This window comes from Streptomyces sp. CB02261 (assembly GCF_001905665.1).
Classification (GTDB): Bacteria; Actinomycetota; Actinomycetes; order Streptomycetales; family Streptomycetaceae; genus Streptomyces.
Window position 1 is genome coordinate 180961 of record NZ_LIVX01000005.1, and the last position, 18465, is coordinate 199425.

The window sequence follows — 18465 nt, forward strand, 5'->3', positions numbered from 1 at the left end:
GTTCGTGACGGCCGATCGGCGGTCCGCGGGCTTACGGTCGGCGGCATGGAAGATGACCGTCAGGGTTGGCTCCGGTGTCTGCTCGCCGGCGCGGTGTTCGTCGTCTGTATGGCCGGCACCACGCTGCCGACGCCGCTCTACCCCCTCTACCAGGAGAAGTTCGGGTTCTCCGAGCTGACCGTGACCGTCGTGTACGCCGTCTACGCCTTCGGGGTCATCGGCGTCCTCCTCCTCGCCGGCAACGCCTCGGACACCGTCGGCAGGCGGCCCGCGCTCGCCTGGGGCCTGGGGTTCGCGGCGGCGAGCGCCGTCTGCTTCCTGTGCGCCGACGGTCTGGCCTGGCTGTACGCGGGCCGGCTGCTGTCGGGCCTCTCGGCCGGCCTGTTCACCGGGGCCGCCACCGCCTACGTGATGGAGCTTGCCCCGTCCGGCGGCCGGTCCCGGGCGACCTTCGTGGCCACGGCCGCCAACATGGGCGGCCTGGGGTGCGGACCCCTGCTCGCCGGCCTGCTCGCGGAGTACGCCCCCGAACCGCTGCTGCTGCCGTTCGCCGTCCACCTCGCCCTGGTGGTCCTGTCCGCCGTCGTGCTGCTGTGGCTCCCCGAGACGGTGCGGGAACGCCGGCCCCTCTCGGCCGTACGGCCGCGGCGGCCCGCCCTGCCGCCCCAGGTGAGAGCGGCGTTCGTCCCCGCGGCGATCGCCTGCTTCGTGGGATTCGCGCTGTTCGGCGTGTTCACCTCGGTCAGCCCCGCGTTCCTCGCCCGCTACCTGAACGTGGACAACCACGCCGTGAGCGGACTGGTCGTCGCACTGGCCTTCTTCGCCTCCACCGCAGGACAACTGGCCGTCGACCGCGTCGGCGTGGCGCGCTCCCTCTCCCTGGGCTGCGCCGTGCTCTTCGCCGGGCTCGTCCTCCTCGGGTCGGCCCTCTACACCGACCTCCTGGTCCTCATCGTCCTCGCCGCCGTCGTCGGCGGCGTCGGACAGGGCCTCGCCTTCCGCGCGGCGCTCTCCTCCGTCGCCGCGGCGGCCCCCGGCGACCGGCGCGCGGCGGTGATCTCGACGCTGTTCGTGGTCGCGTACACCGGCATCTCGATCCCCGTCATCGGCGTCGGACTCCTGGCCGATCCGCTCGGACTCGAAGGGGCGGGGCTCGTCTTCATCGCCTGCATGCTGACGCTGGTGGCCGCCGCCGCCGTCTATCTGCTCCGCCGACCGGGCGCCGTACGGGCACCCTGACGGGGGCGGCCTCCGGGCGGACGGCGCTCCTTTCCGACCACGGCCCAGGTGTGTTGACCCGCGTCAACAACGCTGCGGGTCGATACACCTAGGCGCCGGCCAGCCCGCCGAGCAGCGCCCAGGTCCGGCGCCGGTCGGCCTCACCGCCGAGGTCGGTCGCCGTGACCACCACCTCCGTCGCCCCCGCCTCGCGGTAGCGCCGTATCTCCGCGGCCACGAGCTCCTCGTCGCCGATCACGGCCAGGTCGGCGGCCCGTGCGCCGCCGGACAGACCGACCACCCGCCGGTACGAGGGGATGTCGTCGTACAGCGCCAGCGCCGCGGCGGCGGCCTCCCGGATTTTCTCGGCCTCGGCGGTCACGACAGCCGGGACCAGCGCCACGATCCTCGGTGCCGGCCGGCCCGCCGCCTCCGCAGCGGCCGTGACGGCCGGGACGATGTGCTCGGCGAGAGCCCGCGGACCCGCCAGGAACGGAAGGATCCCGTCGGCGAGTTCACCGCTGACCCGGAGGGTCTGCGGTCCCATGGCGGCGACGAGCAGCGGTACGGGCGGTTCCGCGCCGCCGGGCACCGCCGCCGGCAGCGGGGTCCGCGCGGTCAGCAGCTCGCCCTGGAAGTCGGCCTGCCCCGTCGCGAGCAGGGGCCGCAGCGCGCTGAGGAACTCCCGGAGCAGCGCGACGGGACGCTCGTACGGGATCCCGAAGCCGTTCTCGGTGAGGTGCCGTGTCCCGAGCGCGATCCCCAGGTGGAAGCGGCCGCCGGTCGCCGCCTGGGCCGTCTGTGCCTGGCCGGAGACCACCAGCGGATGGCGGCCGAAGACGGGGATCGCGGACGTGCCCACCTGAAGCCCGGGGACCTCCCGTCCGACGATCGCGGCCAGCTGGGGGGAGTCGTACGCGAAGCTCTGCCCGAACCATCCGGAGGTCAGTCCGGCGTCCCGGGCCTCCCGTGCCAGCCGCACGGTCGCGTCGATCGGTAGCCGGCGGGAGGTCGTACTCAGCGTCACACCGATAGTCATGTCGGCGTCAACGGGCGCGCACACGGGCGGCATTCCGAACCGTGTGTGACAACCATGTGGCGAGCGCGTCGCCCCCACCGGCCGCACCGCACCACGGACACGCGGGCCCTGTCGGTGGGCCCGCCTAGAGTGATCACGACGGTGTGACACGCCGTCGCACGCTCGACGGAACGACACGCAGGGCACGGGGGACAGGATGGACTGGGTCGCGATCGACGGCACCGGGCAGGACGGCGCGGGAGGCCCGGCCTACGAGCTGGCACTCGACGCGTACGCGGAACCACGTCCTGCGCTGATCTGCAGGAACGCGTCGGGCAAGGTCCTCAAGAAGGTCCCCGCGCAGGCGCGCAAGGACGAGCGGGCCGAGCCGCTGCTCGCCCTCGCCGACTGGCTGGCCGACCACACCGCACGCGCCGCCGCCGAGGCCGAACGGTGGATGACCCGCTCCCTGCCCGTCCCCACCCGCCTGCTGCGCGCCGTCTGGCCCGACCCCTACTGGCAGCGCGCGCTGCGCCACCTGGTCGTCGCGCCCTACGAGCCGGACGGCTCGGCCGACGTGACCCGCGCCGGACTGCTCGTCGACGCCGGACCCGGTACGCCCGACGGACTGCGCGTCGTCTCCCCCGAGGGCGAACTGATCCTCCACGTACCCCTGGTGACGGTCCCGCATCCCGTCCTGCTCGATCCGAACGGGCGAGGGAGGTTGGAACGCTGGCGCCGACTCCTCGACACGTACGGCGGCGAGCAGGGAGTGGAGCAGCTGCACCGGACCGTGTGGTGGCGGCCCCGGGCGGCACCCGTGGCACGGCACCCGTGGCGCGGGGTGGACGCCTTCGACGGCGCCGAGTTCGACAGCGGGGCCCGCTTCGAGCGGGCCGTGTCCCGGTTCGGCGGCCGCATCCGGGGGGAGACCGCCCACTTCGACCTGCATGCCGGTCCCGTGCGGCACGCCATGCGCATCGACCTGCGCTGGCAGGGCCCCCTGTCGGGCACGCTCATGAACGACGTCCGCTGGGGCCACCACGACCGGCGCCGCGAAGGGCCGGGAGCGTACGACGACATCCCGCCCGTCGCCTGGTCCGAGGGGACGCGGGCCGCCGCACACCTCTACGACTCCCGCGACGGCGGCTACCGCCAGGAGGAACGCCCCGACGCGTCCGCCGCCTACCAGCGGTTCCTCATCCGCTGCGCCGAGAACACCGGCGGAGCCGAGGAGCCGGACGCCGCGCCCGGGGCGACGCCGGAGGTCTGGGGAGAGAGGGAGCTGCTCGACGCGGGCGCCGTGGCCCCCGGCACCTCGCCCGGCGCCGACGACGAGGACGTCCTCACCGTGTGCCGGTACACGTGGGCCGCGCTGGACGACGAGGCCTGTCTCGTCCGGCTGGTGCCCGGGCATGCCGCCGACGCCGAGGACACCGTGGCCCGCGCGCTCGGCCTCACCCCCGTCCCCGACCACGGGGAGGGACGCGAGGTCGTGGGCCGGGTCAGGCCCACCCCGCTGGGCTTCCTCGCCCGTGTGTCCCGCGCCGAACCCTCCGCCGTCCACCGTGCGATCGGCCTGCTGGGGGTCCTCCGCGCCTGCGCCACGACCGCGGCCACCAAGCCGGGCCGCGCGGCCAAGGCGCTGGAGACGGCCGTCGCCCCGCTGGAGAAGCAGGCGCCGCGGCTGATGACGGCCGTACTGGACGAAGGCGCCCGGATCGTCGCCGGCGCGGGCAGCCCCGCCATGGCGCAACCGCTGTTCGCGCGAGCCCGCGAGGTCGAGAACACCAGCGGCCACGCCGTCGACGAGGACGCCGTGATCGAGTCGTTCGTCGCGAGCGCGGCGGTGGGCGCCGTCTCCAACCGTGCCCTCGCCGCCCACCGCGACGCCCTGATCGCCCGCGCTCCGGCCCCGCTCGCCGCCGCCCACCACCGGCGCCTGGTCCTGGCCTGGCACCGTGCCGCACTGCCGTCCCGGCCCGAGTTCGCGGGCGTTCTCCTCGACTTCACGCAGGGCACTGCGCCCGTGGACGAGGAGCACCGGCGGCTCCTCGTGGGCCTCCTCGCCCACGGCGGCATGGACGACGCCCCGACGCACGTCTGGGACGGATGGACTCCCGTCCTGCTGGCGCTCCTCGCCGAGGGCCGGGTCACGCGGAAGGCCCTGCTCGGACTGACGGCCGCACCCGTCGGCACCGGCCGGGCCGCGCTCACCGAGACCGCGGCCGGCTGGGTGAGGCTGCTGAGGCTGACAGGAGCGGACACGCTGCTCACCGGGGCGGCGGGAGAGCCTGGAGAGGCAGGAGAGTCCGGAGTCACGGGAGAGTCCGGAGCGGCGGGAGAGCTCGGAGCGGCGGGAGAGTCCGGAGCCACGGGAGAGCTGGGAGCGACCGGAGAGACCGCAGAAGTCCTTTGCGTCGCGTCGCGACCTGCCACCGCCGCGGAACCCGCCGTCGGCGTGGAAGACGTCCGGGACTGGCTGAACCGCTTCGCGCAGCGCTACCGAGGGCTGCGGGCGCCGGTCGAGGGGCTCGACCAGCTGCTCGCCGGGGCCGCCGCCCGGCTGCGTGCCGCAGGTGTCACCCACCGCGCGCTCCCGTCGCTGCGGATGCCGGACTCCCACGCGTCGGCACGGGACCGGTGCGTCGATCTGGGTCTGCTCGACGCCCTGTTGGCGGCGGGCGTTCCGGTCGACGCCGACGAGACCACGCCGCTCGGCTTCCTGGGCTGGCTCGGCCGGGCGAAGGGTGACGACCTGCCGCACGTCACCAGGGACGAGCGGTTCGCCCCCCGACTGCTGGCGGGTCTGTCCGACCCGACGGACGCCCTGGCGGTCGGCCACCGGCCGCCCCACCCGCTGACGGGGGACCCGGGACGCCTCAAGACGCTCGCCACCCGGCCGGGCCTGCGTGCGTTCGTCGCCGGGTTCCTCGGTGAGCACGGCCGCCGGGCCACGGACGGCGGAGTGCTGCCGCTGCACGCGGCGCTGCGGGATCTTGAGCCGTTCGCCGCCCCGGCGGTGGGCCGGCACTTCGCGGGGGAGGCCGAGCGCATCCTCGCCGTCGACCCGGCCATGGCCCTGGCGCGCACCCTGCGCGCCGGCCTCCCCGACGAACTGGGGCTGCCCGATGACGGGGCGGCCTGGCAGCGGGGCGAGTGGGCGGAGATCCGCGACGGTGGCGACGCCCTGCTCCTCGCGGGAGGTGGCCGAGCGGTCGCCGTGGGACCGGCAGGGCTCGTCACCCGCTGGGCGGACGAGGCGTACGACCACCGGAAGCCCTGGTCGACGGGCCTGTGCTGGCGGGGCGGCGCCTTCGAGACGGTGCCCTACGACGGAAGCCGGCGCCTCCGGTCCGCAACCGGGTCGGCCGAGCGGGAGCCGGTGCTCGTCCCGGGCGACGACGCACCCCGTACGGTGCACCGCGTCGTCGGCGCCACCGGGGAGCACGGCGAGCTGCGCGGCCCGGACGGCGCCGTCGTGGCGGCATGGCCGCTCATGGGGCGCACGGCGTTCGGCCTGCGCCGGTCGAGGTGGGCCGCCGGTTCCCCGTTCACCCCGCCGCCGGGCTGGTGGCACGTGCTGCACCCGCGCGACGTGGCAGGTTCGGTACGGCTGCGGGCCATGGACACGGCCACGGCCGCGCGGATGCTGAAGGCCCTCGACCCCGGGACGCACACCGCCCTCGACTTCCTGGCCCGGAGCCCGAGCGGGGTCAGGGGCGTGCAGGACGCCACGGCGCGGATCTGGGGCGAACTCGGTGACGTGGTGCGGCGGTTCCTGCCGGAGGTCACGGACGACCGGCTGGTGGACGGCCTCACCGGCGTCCTCTGGTCGGCGGTGGAGTGCGCTCGCCTCCGCGCCGCGATGCGCACGACCTGACCAACCGCCACCGTGCCGCCCCCGACCCGCTTCGTGCCTGAGGTCAGCGGTGCGAGTCGCCCAGGTCCGGGTCGTCGTCCGGTGTGGTCCACGAGTCGCGGCCCGCCCGGCCTGCCGCCTGGGTCGGGTCACCCACCGGGCGGCGTCGACGCGCGACCCGGCGACTGCCCCACCAGAACGCGCCGAGCAGCAGGAGGACGACCACCGCGCCGATGGCGATGGCGAACCACACGGCGTTCGACCCGGCCGACGCGAGAGCGGGGCCGGGCGTGAGGACGGGCGCGGCCGCCAGGGGGGAAGTGATCATGATCGCCTTTCTCGCGGATCGGGACGCACCCGGCGGCTCGGCCGACGGGGCGCTGTGACGCGCTCAGCGTCTGTCCCGTCCCGGCCACCTCAAACGCCCACCGAGGGCAGGCCGGTCGACGGGCGGGATCCGTGGAGTCTGCCTAGCGTGGCACCTGGAACATTTCCACATGAAAGGGGCATCACATCATGGCAGGCAAGGGCACGGAGAAGGCGAAGGGCAAGCTCAAGGAGGCCGCTGGAAAGGCCATGGGCAACAAGCGCATGGAGTCGGAGGGCAAGACGGACCAGATGAAGGGCAAGGCCCGCGAGGCGGCCGACTCGGCCCGCGAGCGCGCCGAAGGCGTCCGCGACTCCCTGGACCGCGACAAGTAGGCAGGCCCGACGCGTGTCGCGACCCCCGCGCCGGCTGCCCCGGCCTCCCCGGCGGGAGGCGGGGGTGCCGCGCTCCCGCCCGCGCTCAGGGCTGTCGCGGGCGGGGCAGACGCGGGGCGGCCTGCACCGGGGCCGCCGCCGTGACCAGCACGAACGAGTGACCGGCCGGGTCCATGTAGCGGCGCAGGTCCGTCCGCCGGTCGGTCCGGGTGCCGTCGCGCACGGCCGCCACGGGCCGCGCGCCGAGAGAGACCGCCTCGCGTTCGGCTTCGTCGAGGGCGTCGGGCGCCACGAGGATCTCCAGGTGGGCCTGCTGGGCGTCCTCGGGACGGGGCCAGCTCGGCGGCGCCTGTCCGGGGTCACGGCGGATCCCGAGCACCGCCCCGGCGTCGCCGGAGATGAGCAGCAGGTCGGGGTCGCCCGCGTGGGGCTCCACGGTGGCGCCGAGGAGGGCCGCGTAGAACCGCGCCAGGGATTCCGGGTCGGTGGAGTCGAGGACGAGGACGAGAGCTTTGGGCACAGTCATGGGTCCCGTCTGCCCCGAGCCCCGGCGGCCAAGCCCGGGGGCGATGAAGCCGGGATCGGTGAGTACGACGGTGTCGACGGGTACGAGGAGTCGGACCGAGCGAGCGAGTGGAGCGGGGGCGACGGATGACAGACATGAACGGTGCCGACGGAGTGAACGAGGACGAGGTCGGGGTCGGGGTCGGGGGTGAGGTCGAGGACGAGGTCGACGCCGAGGACGAGGTCGAGGACCACCAGGCCCTGGCCCGGGAGCAGGATCTGCTCGATGGGCTCAGCGTGGACGCCAGCCGGCCCGAGCAGCCCGTGCTGCTCAGCGCCACGGGCGACCCCATCCGCACGTGGCGGGAGAACTATCCGTACACCCGGAAGGTCCGCCGCGCCGAGTACGAGCGGCAGAAGCGGATCCTGCAGATCGAGCTGCTCAAGCTACAGCGCTGGGCGAGGGACACCGGCGCCAGGATCGTGGTGCTGTGCGAGGGCCGGGACGCGGCCGGCAAGGGCGGCACCATCCAGCGCTTCACCGAGCGGCTCAATCCGCGCAGCGCCCGCATCGTCGCCCTCGACAAGCCGACCGAGCGAGAAGCCGGACAGTGGTTCTTCCAGCGCTATGTGGCGCCCCTGCCGGGCCCCGGCGAGATCGTGTTCTTCGACCGCTCCTGGTACAACCGGGCGGGGGTCGAACGGGTGATGGGCTTCTGCACGGACGAGGAGTACGAGCTGTTCCTCCACCAGTGCCCCCTGTTCGAACGCATGCTGGTCGAGGACGGCATCCACCTCGTGAAGTTCTGGTTCTCCGTCTCCCGCGCCGAGCAGCGCACCCGCTTCGCCATCCGCCAGGTCGACCCCGTACGGCAGTGGAAACTCTCACCCACCGACCTCGCCTCGCTGGACCGCTGGGACGACTACACGACGGCCAAGATCGCCATGTTCAGGGAGACGGACACCGAGCACGCACCGTGGACCGTGGTCAAGAGCAACGACAAGCGGCGGGGCCGGCTGGAGGCCATGCGCAGCCTCCTGGCCCGTATCGACTACGCGAACAAGGACCCGGAGGCGGTCGGTACGCCCGATCCCCTCATCGTCGGCGCGGCGGACACCCTGCTCGAACCGGGTGAGGAGACGACGGACCTGTCGCCCACCCCGCTGGCCCCGCTGCGGGACGGCCCGGGGGAGCACCCCGGAGACCATCCGCGTAACCGGTGACGGCGGTCCGGGACCGCCCGGCGAGGCCGAGCGGTCCCGGACCACCCGGTCTCCCCGGGTCACCGACCCGGCCCGGCTCAGGCCGGGTGGCCGGGGGAGAGGTCCATGACGTCGCTGAATCGGACGAGCGGCGGCCGTACGGGGCCCGGCGGACTCTCCGCGACGGGCGCCAGCAGGTGACCGACGTGGTCGCCGGCGTCGACACGTTCGAGGATCCGGCCGACGAGCCAGGCGCAGCAGTCGGTGAGGACGGGGACGGCTCCTACCCCCGGCGACCACTCCACCCGCCCGAACTTGTCGATGTCGTCACCGGTCCGTCCCCCGAACAGCTCCGCCGTCCCCCGCTGGTCGCGCCGCAGGGTGTGGACCGCCAGGTGGGAGGCATCGCGTGCGACGCGGTACGTGTGGTTGGCCTTGGAGAGCCACACCATGAAGCGGGGCGGGTCCATCGAACACTGCGAGGCGAACCCCACCAGGCAGCCCGCCCGCTCGTCCCCGGCCGCCGTCGTCACCACGTACATCGGGTAGTCGAGCACGTCCGCGAACCCACCGGCGCCCGCCACGGTCACACCCGAGGGTCCGCGTCCGGCAGCGGGCTGCGCAGCGCCGAGCGGCCCGCCGCCCAGGCGCCGCGGATGTGCGCGTCGAGCCTGTCCTCCAGCAGCACGGTCGCCGCGCAGCCGAAGGCGATGTCCGGCTCCAGCGCGGGCTCGTCGGCGAGGAGTCCGCCGATCACCTCGCGCCGCACGATCTGCTCGTGGACGGCGTCGGCTTCGACGTGCTCGAGGTAGAAGCGCTCGGCGGCCGGCCCCGCGTCGCAGCGCCGCATCGCCTTGGCGAGCCTGCGGGAGCCGGGGGAGGAGGTGACCTCGACACAGGCGAAGTGGCCGACCAGCGCTCCCCGCAGGGCCCGGTGCAGGCCGAAGAGGGACATGAGGTTGACCGTCGCCAGGAGCGGGGCGTCGGCGTGGTCCAGATAGTGGCCGTAGGTCGTGTCCAGGCCGAGGTCGGTCATCAGGTCCGCGAAGAGCCGCGCGTGGATGCGGTCGGCGTGCCCGGCGCCGAACTCGTCGTACTCGACGGCCACCATGGCGGCCTTGGCCCGGCCGGTCAGCCGGGGGATGGCCCAGGCGTGCGGGTCCGCCTCCTTGAGGTGGTAGAGGGAGCGCAGTGCCGCGTACTCGCGCAGCTGCCAGAGCTCGCCCTCCGTCTCCAGGAGGCGGCTCACGCTGTCGGCCGGATCGACCGGTTCGACGAGCAGTGGCGCGAAGGCCTCCTCGACGGACCGCGGCGCGTCGGCGAGCGCGGAGCGCAGCGCGTGGAGGAAGCACTCCTCCAGTTCCCGCCGCAGACGCAGCAGGTCCGGATCCCACTCGCGGGCGTCGTCGACCCCCTCGAAGCCCCGGTAGTGCAGTTCGTACAGCAGATAGAGCGCGAGCTGCAGATCCTCGCCCCAGGGGTCCAGCCGCCGGATGCTTCCCTCGGTGTACGCCGGCGGCCGACCGGTCCTCAGGGCCCTCTCCACGGCCCCCGAGAGGTCACCGCGCCCCGCGACGAGGCGGGGGCCCGCGGTGGCTGCTTCCGGGGTGCTCGTGCTGAGCGGGGTCATCGGGGGGCTCCTGTCCTCGGGGCGACGGCAAGGGCGGGCGGCCCGTCCGCGTGAGCGAGCGGAAACCTTTCCCCGCCCGGCCGGCTGGCTGGCGAGCATGGACGCGCCTACCCCCTCTGTACGGCACTATTCGGCGGCCGCGCCCGGCGCGCGCCCGGGAGACCCCCGCCTGGCCCACCCCCTCATCGCCATCCGGGCCGGAGTCGGGCGAAAGGTGAGATAGGGGCGAGGGTCGGGGGTAGGGGGGTGGCCATGGACACCAACGAAACCACCCCGCTGCGCGCCGTCGCCCTGGTCTGCACCCTGTCCCCCAGCCCCTCTCCCTCCAGCTCACAGCTGCTGGCCGAGCAGACCATGGCCGCCCTGGCCGAGCACGGCGTGACCGGCAAGGTCATCCGGATCGCCGACCACGACGTCCGCCCCGGGGTGAAGACCGACATGGGCGAGGGGGACGCCTGGCCCGAGATCCGGGACACGATCCTCGGCTGCGACATCCTCGTCCTCTCGACCCCGATCTGGCTCGGGCATCCGTCGAGCATCGCCCAGCGGGTCATGGAGCGGCTGGACGCGGAGATCTCCGAGACCGACGAGGAAGGCCGGATGCTGACCTACGGCAAGGTGGCCGCGGTCTGCGTCGTGGGCAACGAGGACGGGGCGCACAAGGTGAGCGCCGACCTCTTCCAGGGGCTCAACGACGTCGGGTTCTCCCTCGCCCCGAACGCCGTCACCTACTGGGTCGGCGAGGCCATGCAGGGAACGGACTACCAGGACCTCGAGAAGACCCCGGAGAAGACCGCGGCCACGACCGCGACCCTGGCCGCCAACACCGCCCACCTGGCCCGCCGTCTGAAGTCGGCGCCGTACCCGGCCTCGTCCTGAGGCGGTCACCCGCCGACAGCACGGCGGGCACGGCACAGAACAGCCGGCACGGCACGGAACAGCCGGCACCGCACCGCACGGGCCGGCACAGCACAGCAGGCACAGCACCGCACAGCAGCCACAGCACCACGGAGATCCCGATGCCCCCTGAGGAACGAGCCCACGTCCCCGACCCGGCGACCGTCCACCCCCGCCCCCCTTTCCCCGACCAGGAGCAGGACCACCCCGGCTCGACCGAGGAGATGACGCCCCGACCGGACCACGGCGAGGACTCCTACCGCGGTCACGACGTGCTCGTCGACCGGGTGGCGGTGGTCACCGGCGGCGATTCCGGCATCGGCAGGGCCGTCTGCCTGGCCTTCGCACGGGAAGGCGCGGACATCGTCTTCACCCACCTGCCGGAGGAGGAGCGGGAGGCCGCCGAGACCGCCCGTCTGGTCCGGGAGGCGGGGCGCAAGGCCCTGCCCGTCGCGTGCGACATCCGTGACGAGAGCCAGTGCGCGGCCCTGATCGACCGTGCGGTGAGCGAACACGGGCGCATCGACGTCCTCGTCAACAACGCCGCCTACCAGATGTCGCAGCCGGACGGGATCGAGGCCATCACCACGGAGCAGTTCGACCGGGTGATGAAGACCAACCTCTACGGGATGTTCTGGCTCTCCCGTAAAGCCCTGCCCCACATCCCGCGCGGCGGCTCGATCATCAACACCACCTCCGTGCAGGGCTACCAGCCCAGCCCGCACCTCCTCGACTACGCGATGACGAAGTCGGCGATCATCTCCTTCACGCACGGTCTGGCGCAGATGCTCGCCGAGCGCGGGGTCCGCGTGAACGCGGTCGCGCCCGGCCCCGTGTGGACCCCGCTGATCCCGGCGACGATGCCGGACACGAAGGAGTTCGGAGCCCAGTCGCCCCTGGGCCGGGCCGCCCAGCCGGCCGAGATGGCTCCCGCGTACGTCTTCCTGGCCTCGCCCCAGGCGAGCTACATCACCGGGGAGATCGTCAACGCGACCGGGGGCACGCCCCTGCCGTAGCCCCGGGGATCAAACCTCACGTCGTTCGATCGTATGTTCGGTTTGCGGTTACGCTGGGACCATGACCGCACCACGACCGATCCCCGGCCTCCAGGGCTCCCTGTTCGACCAGGGCGACGACCCCCGGCCCGGACCGCTGGACGGGATCCGGCGGACGGAGCTCGCCGACGGGGCCTGGATCGACCATCTGCCGGGATGGTTCGAGGGCGCCGACGCGCTCTTCGACGAGCTGGTCGAACGGGTGCCGTGGCGGGCCGAGGAGCGCACCATGTACGACGACGTGGTCGCCGTACCGCGTCTCCTCGCGTACTACCGGGAGGGCGAGCCCCTCCCGCACCCCGCCCTCGTCGAGGCCCGGTCCGCCCTCGACGACCACTTCGGGCCGGAACTCGGCGAAGCCTTCGTCACCGCCGGCCTCTGCCTCTACCGCGACGGACGTGACAGCGTCGCCTGGCACGGCGACCGGACCGGCCGCTCCTCCACGCGGAACACCATGGTCGCCATCCTCTCCCTCGGCGACCCGCGCGACCTGGCGCTCCGCCCGCGCGGCGGCGGCCCCGCGGCAATCCGGCTGCCGCTGGGCCACGGCGACCTCGTGGTGATGGGCGGCTCCTGCCAGCGCACCTGGGACCACGCGATCCCGAAGACGAGCCGCGCGGTCGGACCGCGGATCAGCGTCCAGTTCCGCCCGCGGGGCGTCGCCTGAGAGAGGCCGGCCCCGGCTCCCGGTGTCACATCGGACCGACGACCTTCTTCCGCATGTGCCCGTAGACCACCGACGTGCGTACGTCGGCGAGTTCCGGGCGCTTCGTCATCTTGTCCAGGACGACGGCGTGCAGATGGTCGGTGTCCCGGACGGCGACATGCACCAGGAAGTCGTCGTTCCCGGTGAGGACGAAGATCGAGACGACCTCGGGCATCCCCTCCAGGAAGGCCTGGAACGCCTCGATCACCGCACGCGTCGGCGGGCGGACCCGTACGGCGATCACCGCCTGCAACCCGCGGCCGATCGCCGCGAGGTCCGCCTCCGCGTGGAATCCCGTCAGGACACCGCTCCTGCGCAGCGCCCGGATCCGCTCCAGGCAGGTCGACGGGGCGATCCCCAGCTCCTGGGCCATGTCCCGATTGGTGCGCCGACCGTCCTCCTGCAACATCCGCACCAACGCCGAATCAAGTTCGTCCACGCCTGCCTCGCTCCATCGGATGCCGAAGGTAATTCGGACTCCGAGCATAGCCAACGACGATGTTGCTAGCGTCCAGCCCGATCAGCCGCTGTTCGTTCGGTCACGGTGTGATCGGACGGCACTGCGTGCGGCACAGGGGAGAGAGGCGGCGTGATGCGGGGACGAGGACCCACGGCGGGGGCGGTGTGCGCGGTCACGGCGGCCGCGCTGTTCTGGAGCAGTTCGTACGCGGTGACCGAACGGCTCCTGGAGGACGTCGGCCCGCTCGCCGTCGGCGCCGTGAGGTTCACCCTCGCGGCGCTGCTCCTGGGCCTGATGGTGCGGATGCCGCGCCGCCGCACGGCCCGTCCGGACCCGAGGCAGCGGCGACAGCTCCATCTGAGCGGTCTTCTCGGCATCACCGTCTACTTCGTCCTGGAGAACGTCGGCGTCGACCTGTCCACGGCGTCCGACGCGTCGCTGATCGTCGCCACCTACCCGCTGATGACGATGCTGCTGGAACTGGTCGTCTTCCGTGCCCGACTGCCGCTGCCGAGGGTGGCGGGCGTCCTGCTCGCCACCCTCGGCGTCCTCCTCGTCGTCCACAACGGCGCCCGGGTCGGCGGCGGTTCGCGCTGGCTCGGCGACGTCCTGCTGCTGCTCGGCGGGTTGGCCTGGGCCGGATACAACGTGCTCGGCAAGCGAGCGAGCGCCGGTCTGGACGCCGTGAGCGTCACCTACCACCAGACCCTGGCCGGCGCGGCCGGCTTCCTCCTCGCCTCCCTCCTCGAGGCCGACGACTGGCGGATGCCCGACGCGACCGCCTCGGCCCTGCTGGTGTATCTGGCCGTGGGGTGCTCGGTCGGAGGCTTCCTGCTCTACAACTACGGCCTGCGCAGGATGGCGTCGAGCGTCGCGGTCAACATCCTCAACCTGGTGCCGGTCTTCGGCGTCATCGGCGCCGTCGTGATCAACGGCGAGTCGGTCCGCCTCGCCCAGCTGACGGGCGGCGTGATCATCGTCGCCGGGGTGGCCCTCGGCATGATCGAGCGCGGAGGAGGAGCCGCGCCGAAGCCCGACGCGGGACGACGGGCCCCGGCGGCCGCCGAGGAGCCCGTCGCCCTTCCGCCCGCGTGACGGGGGGGGGTCAGCCCACGAGGTGGTCCTGTCGTGCGGATCCGCCCGGGAGCGCGTCTCGCCGGTGGTTCAGTCGCTCGCCCTCGACGTCGATGTCCGGCAGGAGCCGGTCGAGCCACTTCGGCAGCCACCAGGCGGACCTGCCGAGCAGGGCGAACAGGGCGGGCACCAGGGCCATGCGTACGACGAAGGCGTCGAAGAGGACGGCGGCGGCGAGGCCGAAGCCGATCATCTTCACGAAGTCGTTGTCCTCCGCGATGAAGCCGGAGAAGACGCTGGTCATGATGATCGCGGCCGCGCTCACGACCCGGCCGCCGTACCGGAAGCCGGTGACGACCGCCTCGCCGGGGCGGGCCCCGTGCACGTACGCCTCACGCATCCGGGACACCAGGAAGACCTCGTAGTCCATCGCCAGACCGAAGACCACGCCGATCATGAAGATCGGCAGGGTGCTCATGACCGGGCCCGGCTGGTCGACGCCGACGACGTCCGCGAGCCAGCCCCACTGGAACACGGCGACGACGGCGCCCAGCGCCGCGCTCACCGACAGCAGGAAGCCGAGGGCCGCCTTGAGGGGGACGAGCACGGAGCGGAAGACGAGCATCAGCAGGAGGAAGGCCAGCCCGACCACCAGGCCGAGATAGGGCAGCAGGGCGTCGTCCAGGGTCCGGGAGAAGTCGATGAACATCGCGGTCTGGCCCGCGACCAGGATCGCCGACGCCCCGGTCCGGGACTCGAGACCGTCCGCCGTGGCGCGCAGGGAGCGCACGAGGTCCTCGGTCCTGACGTCGGTGGGTCCGGTCTCCGGGACGACGGTGACGACGGCGGTGTCACCCGACGGGTTGACCGTCGCGGGGGAGACGGCCGCGACACCGGGGACACCCTCCCACGCCGCGCGGACCTGCCCGGCCGCCGTCCTGGCGTCCTTCGCCTCGACGGTGACCGTCAGCGGGCCGTTGAAGCCGGGGCCGAAGGAGTCCGACAGCAGGTCGTACGCCTGACGCTGTGTGGTGTGCGGGGCCATCGACCCCTCGCCCGGCAGGCCGAGTTCGAGGCTCGCGGCGGGCACGGCGACCGTACCCAGCGCGGCCACGCCGAGGAGCAGCACGGCCACGGGGTGCCGGAGCACGAAGCCGGCCCAGCGGGCACCCAGGTTCGGCTTGCGGCGGGCCGCGCGCCGGGCCTCCCTCCGCTGCTGACGCTTCGACAGGGGCTTGCCGGTGTGCTGCCCGCGCTCCCTCCGTGCCAGGACCCGGACGGGAGCGAAGGCGAGCAGCGCGGGCACGAGGGTGAGGGCCACGAGGACGGCGACGGCGACCGTGCCGGCCGCGGTGAGGCCCATCGTGGTGAGCATCGGGACGTTCACCACCGCGAGCCCCGCCAGGGCGATGATCACGGTGAGGCCGGCGAAGACGACGGCCGAGCCCGCGGTTCCCACGGCCCGCGAGGCGGCTTCCGCGCGCTCACGCCCCTCGGCGATCTCGGAGCGGTAGCGGGAGACGATGAACAGGGCGTAGTCGATGCCGACGGCGAGGCCGATCATCATCGCGAGCGTCGACGTGGTCGACGACAGGCCGAGGGTGCTGCCGAGCGCGGTGATGGCGCTGATGCCGATGCCGACGCCGACCATGGCCGTGAGCAGGGGCATCCCGGCGGCGACGAGGGACCCGAAGGTGAGGAGGAGGACGACGGCGGAGACGAGGATGCCGAGCTTCTCGCCCGTACCGCTCATCGCCTGTTCGACCGCGACGGCGTCCCCACCCGCCTCGACGGTGAGGCCCGCGTCCCTGGCCCGCTCCATCGCCTCGGTGAGCCCGTCGTGCGCCGCGTCGGTGAGCTCGGTGGCCTGCACCCGGTACGTGACGTAGGCGTACGCGGTCGTACGGTCCCCGCTCAGGGCACCCGCCTCGAACGGGTCCGCAACGCGCGCCACCTGAGGGGCCGTCGCCAGGTCGGCGACCAGCCGTTCGACCTGTGCCTTGCGGGCGGGGGAGGTGAGCGCCTCGGCGCCGGGGGCGCGGATGACGACGCGGGCGGCGGCACCGTCCGCGCGGGCGTCCGGGAACTTCTCCTGGAGGAGGTCGAAGGCCCGCTGCGACTCCGTGCCCGGCATCGAGAAGGTGTCGGCGGGCGGGGCGGCGGCGGTGGAGGCGGCGAAGCCCGCGCCGAAGAGGGTCAGGAGCCAGAGGAGGACGACGAGGCCGCGCCTGCGGAAGGCGAGGCGGCCCAGTCGGGAGAGGAACACGGCCACGGTGGAGGAGTCCTGTCGGTGAGGCGGCCGTGTCGCCGAGGCATGCCGGAGGCACGGTCGGCGACACGACCGGGGGTCTGTGCGGGGTCTTGTGCGGGTGCGGGTGTGGGCGCGCTTGCGGGACGGTGGTCGTCGCGGGGGCGAACCATGGTGCGGGCCGTGGCGGCCGTCCGTGAGGCGGGCGGGCCTCGTCGTGCCCGGGATCGGCCGCCGCGCCTAATCGGCGCGGGACGAGCCCCGCGGTGCGACGGTGATGACCGAGGCCGGGCAGACACCGGCCGCGATGCGGACCGCCGCGTGCCGTTCCCGCGGCGGCCGGGCGTCCAGCAGGAGGACCCGCCCCTCCTGCTCGTCCTGGTCGAAGACCTCGGGGGCGGTCAGAGCGCACATTCCGGCGCCGAGGCAGCGGTCGCGGTCGACGCTGATCTCCACGGGGGTCAGGCCTCGTCCCAGGCGACCGGCAGCCGGTGCACGCCGTAGATGTTCATGTTCGTCCGGAGCGGGACCTCCTCGGCGGCCACGGCGAGCCGCAGCGTCGGGAACCGCCTCAGCAGTGCCGGCAGCGCGACCGTCATCTCCACCCGGGCCAGCTGCTGGCCGAGGCACTGGTGGATGCCGTGTCCGAAGCCCAGATGCCCCGTGGCCCTGCGGCGCAGGTCGAGGACGTCCGGGTCGGGGAACCGCTCCGGGTCCCGGTTGGCGGCTTCCAGGGACAGGGTGACGCTCTCGCCCGCCCGGATGACCTCGCCCTCCAGCTCGACGTCCTCGAGCGCGGACTTGATGCCGGTGTGGGCGATGGTCAGATAGCGCATCAGCTCCTCGACGGCCTGCGGGGCGAGGTCCGGGTCCGCGCGCAGGGCCTCGGCCTGCTCCGGGTGGGTGAGGAGCGCGAACGTCCCGTGGGCGATCATGTTGGCGGTGGTGTCGAGCCCGGCGGCGAGCAGGAAGCCCCCGACGCCGACCAGTTCCTCGTCGGTGAGGTCGGAGTCCCGTGCGAGGTCACCGAGCAGGTCGTCGGAGGGCGCGGCGCGCTTGGCCGCCACCAACTCGGCCATGTAGTCGTGGAGTCCGGTGTGGGCGGCGTACCGGTCCTCGGGCGTCGCGTCCATGGACATGATCGTGTGGGCATGGGTCTGGAAGCGCTCGCGGTCGGCGTAGGGCACCCCGAGCAGCTCGCAGATCATGAGGGCGGGGAGAGGACGGGCGAAGGCCTCGACGAGGTCCGCTCCGGGACCGCGCCGCTCCATCGCGTCCAGGTGCTCGGCGGTGATCTCCTCCATCCGGTCGGAGAGCTGCCGCATCCGGCGGACGGTGAATTTGCCCGTCAGGAGCCTACGGAAGCGGGTGTGCTCGGGCGCGTCCATCCCGGTCATGTCACCGACGGGCGCGGGCGGCAGCGGGCCTTCGGGCCCGCCCGCGAACGGATAGTGCATCAGCTCGTAGCGCGAGCTGAACCGGGGGTCGCCCATGACGGCGCGGACCGTGGAGTATCCGGTGGCCAGCCAGCCGACGTGCCCGTCGGGGTACGTCATCCGGGCCAGCGGGCGCCGCTCACGCACAGCGCCGAGTCCGGCGGGCGGGTCGAAGGGGCAGCCGGCGGTGCGCCGGGTGGGGAGCGAGACGGGCTCCGCGCTCTCGGGTCGGGCCGACGGGTCGTGCTGCGTGTCGTGCTGCATGTGTCCTCCGTGCGGTGCGGCGGGTGGTGAGCGTGCGGGGCGAGGAAAGGAGCCTGGTGGGTTCTTCCCGGCCCGGAACGAAGGTGGTGCCATAGGTGCCACAGGTGACGCCATGACGGGCAGAGTCGTGGAGGTGCGCGCGGAAGCGCCCTGACGGGACCAGCGCGGCACCGGTGAATCGGCCCTTG

The 18465-nt window shown here is 73.4% G+C and carries 17 protein-coding genes; 8 read left to right on the plus strand and 9 right to left on the minus strand.

Annotated elements, in window-relative coordinates:
- Positions 1-45: 45 nt before the first annotated feature.
- Complete coding sequence (locus AMK29_RS18185) at positions 46-1239, plus strand: MFS transporter (RefSeq protein ID WP_073814116.1); 1194 nt, start codon at positions 46-48, stop codon at positions 1237-1239.
- 88 nt (positions 1240-1327) lie between these two features.
- Here AMK29_RS18185 and AMK29_RS18190 read toward each other — a convergent pair whose 3' ends face one another.
- Positions 1328-2257, minus strand: a complete 930-nt coding sequence (locus AMK29_RS18190; RefSeq protein WP_073814118.1) for a TIGR03564 family F420-dependent LLM class oxidoreductase — start codon at positions 2255-2257, stop codon at positions 1328-1330.
- Between the two features lie 196 nt (positions 2258-2453).
- On the opposite strand from AMK29_RS18190, the gene AMK29_RS18195 reads away from it, so the two are divergent.
- A complete protein-coding gene (locus tag AMK29_RS18195; RefSeq protein WP_073814120.1) occupies positions 2454-6119 on the plus strand; it encodes a DUF4132 domain-containing protein in 3666 nt (1221 codons plus the stop codon).
- Between the two features lie 43 nt (positions 6120-6162).
- On the opposite strand, the gene AMK29_RS18200 is transcribed toward AMK29_RS18195, so the two are convergent.
- Positions 6163-6426, minus strand: a complete 264-nt coding sequence (locus tag AMK29_RS18200) for a DUF6479 family protein (RefSeq protein WP_073814122.1) — start codon at positions 6424-6426, stop codon at positions 6163-6165.
- Positions 6427-6614: 188 nt separating this feature from the next.
- Between AMK29_RS18200 and AMK29_RS18205 the strand changes: the two genes are divergently transcribed.
- Positions 6615-6800 (plus strand): CsbD family protein, encoded by a 186-nt coding sequence (locus tag AMK29_RS18205; RefSeq protein ID WP_073814124.1) that lies wholly within the window; start codon positions 6615-6617, stop codon positions 6798-6800.
- An 85-nt stretch (positions 6801-6885) separates the two neighbouring features.
- Here AMK29_RS18205 and AMK29_RS18210 read toward each other — a convergent pair whose 3' ends face one another.
- Positions 6886-7326, minus strand: coding sequence for a VOC family protein (locus AMK29_RS18210; RefSeq protein WP_073814126.1), 441 nt, complete (start codon positions 7324-7326; stop codon positions 6886-6888).
- A 134-nt stretch (positions 7327-7460) separates the two neighbouring features.
- On the opposite strand from AMK29_RS18210, the gene ppk2 reads away from it, so the two are divergent.
- Positions 7461-8528, plus strand: coding sequence for a polyphosphate kinase 2 (gene ppk2 / locus AMK29_RS18215; RefSeq protein ID WP_079196956.1), 1068 nt, complete (start codon positions 7461-7463; stop codon positions 8526-8528).
- Positions 8529-8605: 77 nt separating this feature from the next.
- Here the strand turns inward: ppk2 and AMK29_RS18220 are convergent, their stop codons facing one another.
- A complete protein-coding gene (locus tag AMK29_RS18220; RefSeq protein ID WP_382820383.1) occupies positions 8606-9091 on the minus strand; it encodes a flavin reductase family protein in 486 nt (161 codons plus the stop codon).
- Positions 9092-9093: 2 nt separating this feature from the next.
- On the minus strand, positions 9094-10137 hold the full coding sequence (locus tag AMK29_RS18225; RefSeq protein WP_073814128.1) for an iron-containing redox enzyme family protein: 1044 nt from the start codon (positions 10135-10137) through the stop codon (positions 9094-9096).
- A gap of 252 nt (positions 10138-10389) precedes the next feature.
- On the opposite strand from AMK29_RS18225, the gene AMK29_RS18230 reads away from it, so the two are divergent.
- The 3 genes from AMK29_RS18230 to AMK29_RS18240 all read left to right on the plus strand — a co-directional run bounded on the left by AMK29_RS18230 (position 10390) and on the right by AMK29_RS18240 (position 12756).
- Positions 10390-11016: a flavodoxin family protein gene (locus tag AMK29_RS18230; RefSeq protein WP_073814771.1), complete on the plus strand. Its 627-nt coding sequence runs from the start codon at positions 10390-10392 to the stop codon at positions 11014-11016.
- A 140-nt stretch (positions 11017-11156) separates the two neighbouring features.
- Positions 11157-12050 carry a glucose 1-dehydrogenase gene (locus AMK29_RS18235; protein ID WP_073814130.1) on the plus strand — a complete coding sequence of 298 codons (894 nt, stop codon included), beginning with the start codon at positions 11157-11159 and terminating at the stop codon, positions 12048-12050.
- A gap of 61 nt (positions 12051-12111) precedes the next feature.
- Positions 12112-12756 (plus strand): alpha-ketoglutarate-dependent dioxygenase AlkB, encoded by a 645-nt coding sequence (locus AMK29_RS18240; RefSeq protein WP_073814132.1) that lies wholly within the window; start codon positions 12112-12114, stop codon positions 12754-12756.
- 25 nt (positions 12757-12781) lie between these two features.
- Here the strand turns inward: AMK29_RS18240 and AMK29_RS18245 are convergent, their stop codons facing one another.
- The gene (locus AMK29_RS18245) at positions 12782-13234 is read right to left on the minus strand and encodes an Lrp/AsnC family transcriptional regulator (RefSeq protein ID WP_073814134.1); all 453 of its coding nucleotides are present in this window, start codon (positions 13232-13234) and stop codon (positions 12782-12784) included.
- Positions 13235-13387: 153 nt separating this feature from the next.
- Here AMK29_RS18245 and AMK29_RS18250 point away from each other — a divergent pair, with 153 nt between their 5' ends.
- Positions 13388-14350 (plus strand): DMT family transporter, encoded by a 963-nt coding sequence (locus AMK29_RS18250; protein ID WP_073814136.1) that lies wholly within the window; start codon positions 13388-13390, stop codon positions 14348-14350.
- A 10-nt stretch (positions 14351-14360) separates the two neighbouring features.
- Here the strand turns inward: AMK29_RS18250 and AMK29_RS18255 are convergent, their stop codons facing one another.
- From AMK29_RS18255 to AMK29_RS18265, 3 genes are all read right to left on the minus strand, one after another.
- Positions 14361-16601: an MMPL family transporter gene (locus tag AMK29_RS18255; protein WP_073814138.1), complete on the minus strand. Its 2241-nt coding sequence runs from the start codon at positions 16599-16601 to the stop codon at positions 14361-14363.
- A 216-nt stretch (positions 16602-16817) separates the two neighbouring features.
- A complete protein-coding gene (locus tag AMK29_RS18260) occupies positions 16818-17033 on the minus strand; it encodes a ferredoxin (RefSeq protein WP_073814140.1) in 216 nt (71 codons plus the stop codon).
- Between the two features lie 5 nt (positions 17034-17038).
- Positions 17039-18277 carry a cytochrome P450 gene (locus AMK29_RS18265; protein ID WP_073814142.1) on the minus strand — a complete coding sequence of 413 codons (1239 nt, stop codon included), beginning with the start codon at positions 18275-18277 and terminating at the stop codon, positions 17039-17041.
- Positions 18278-18465 lie beyond the last annotated feature (188 nt).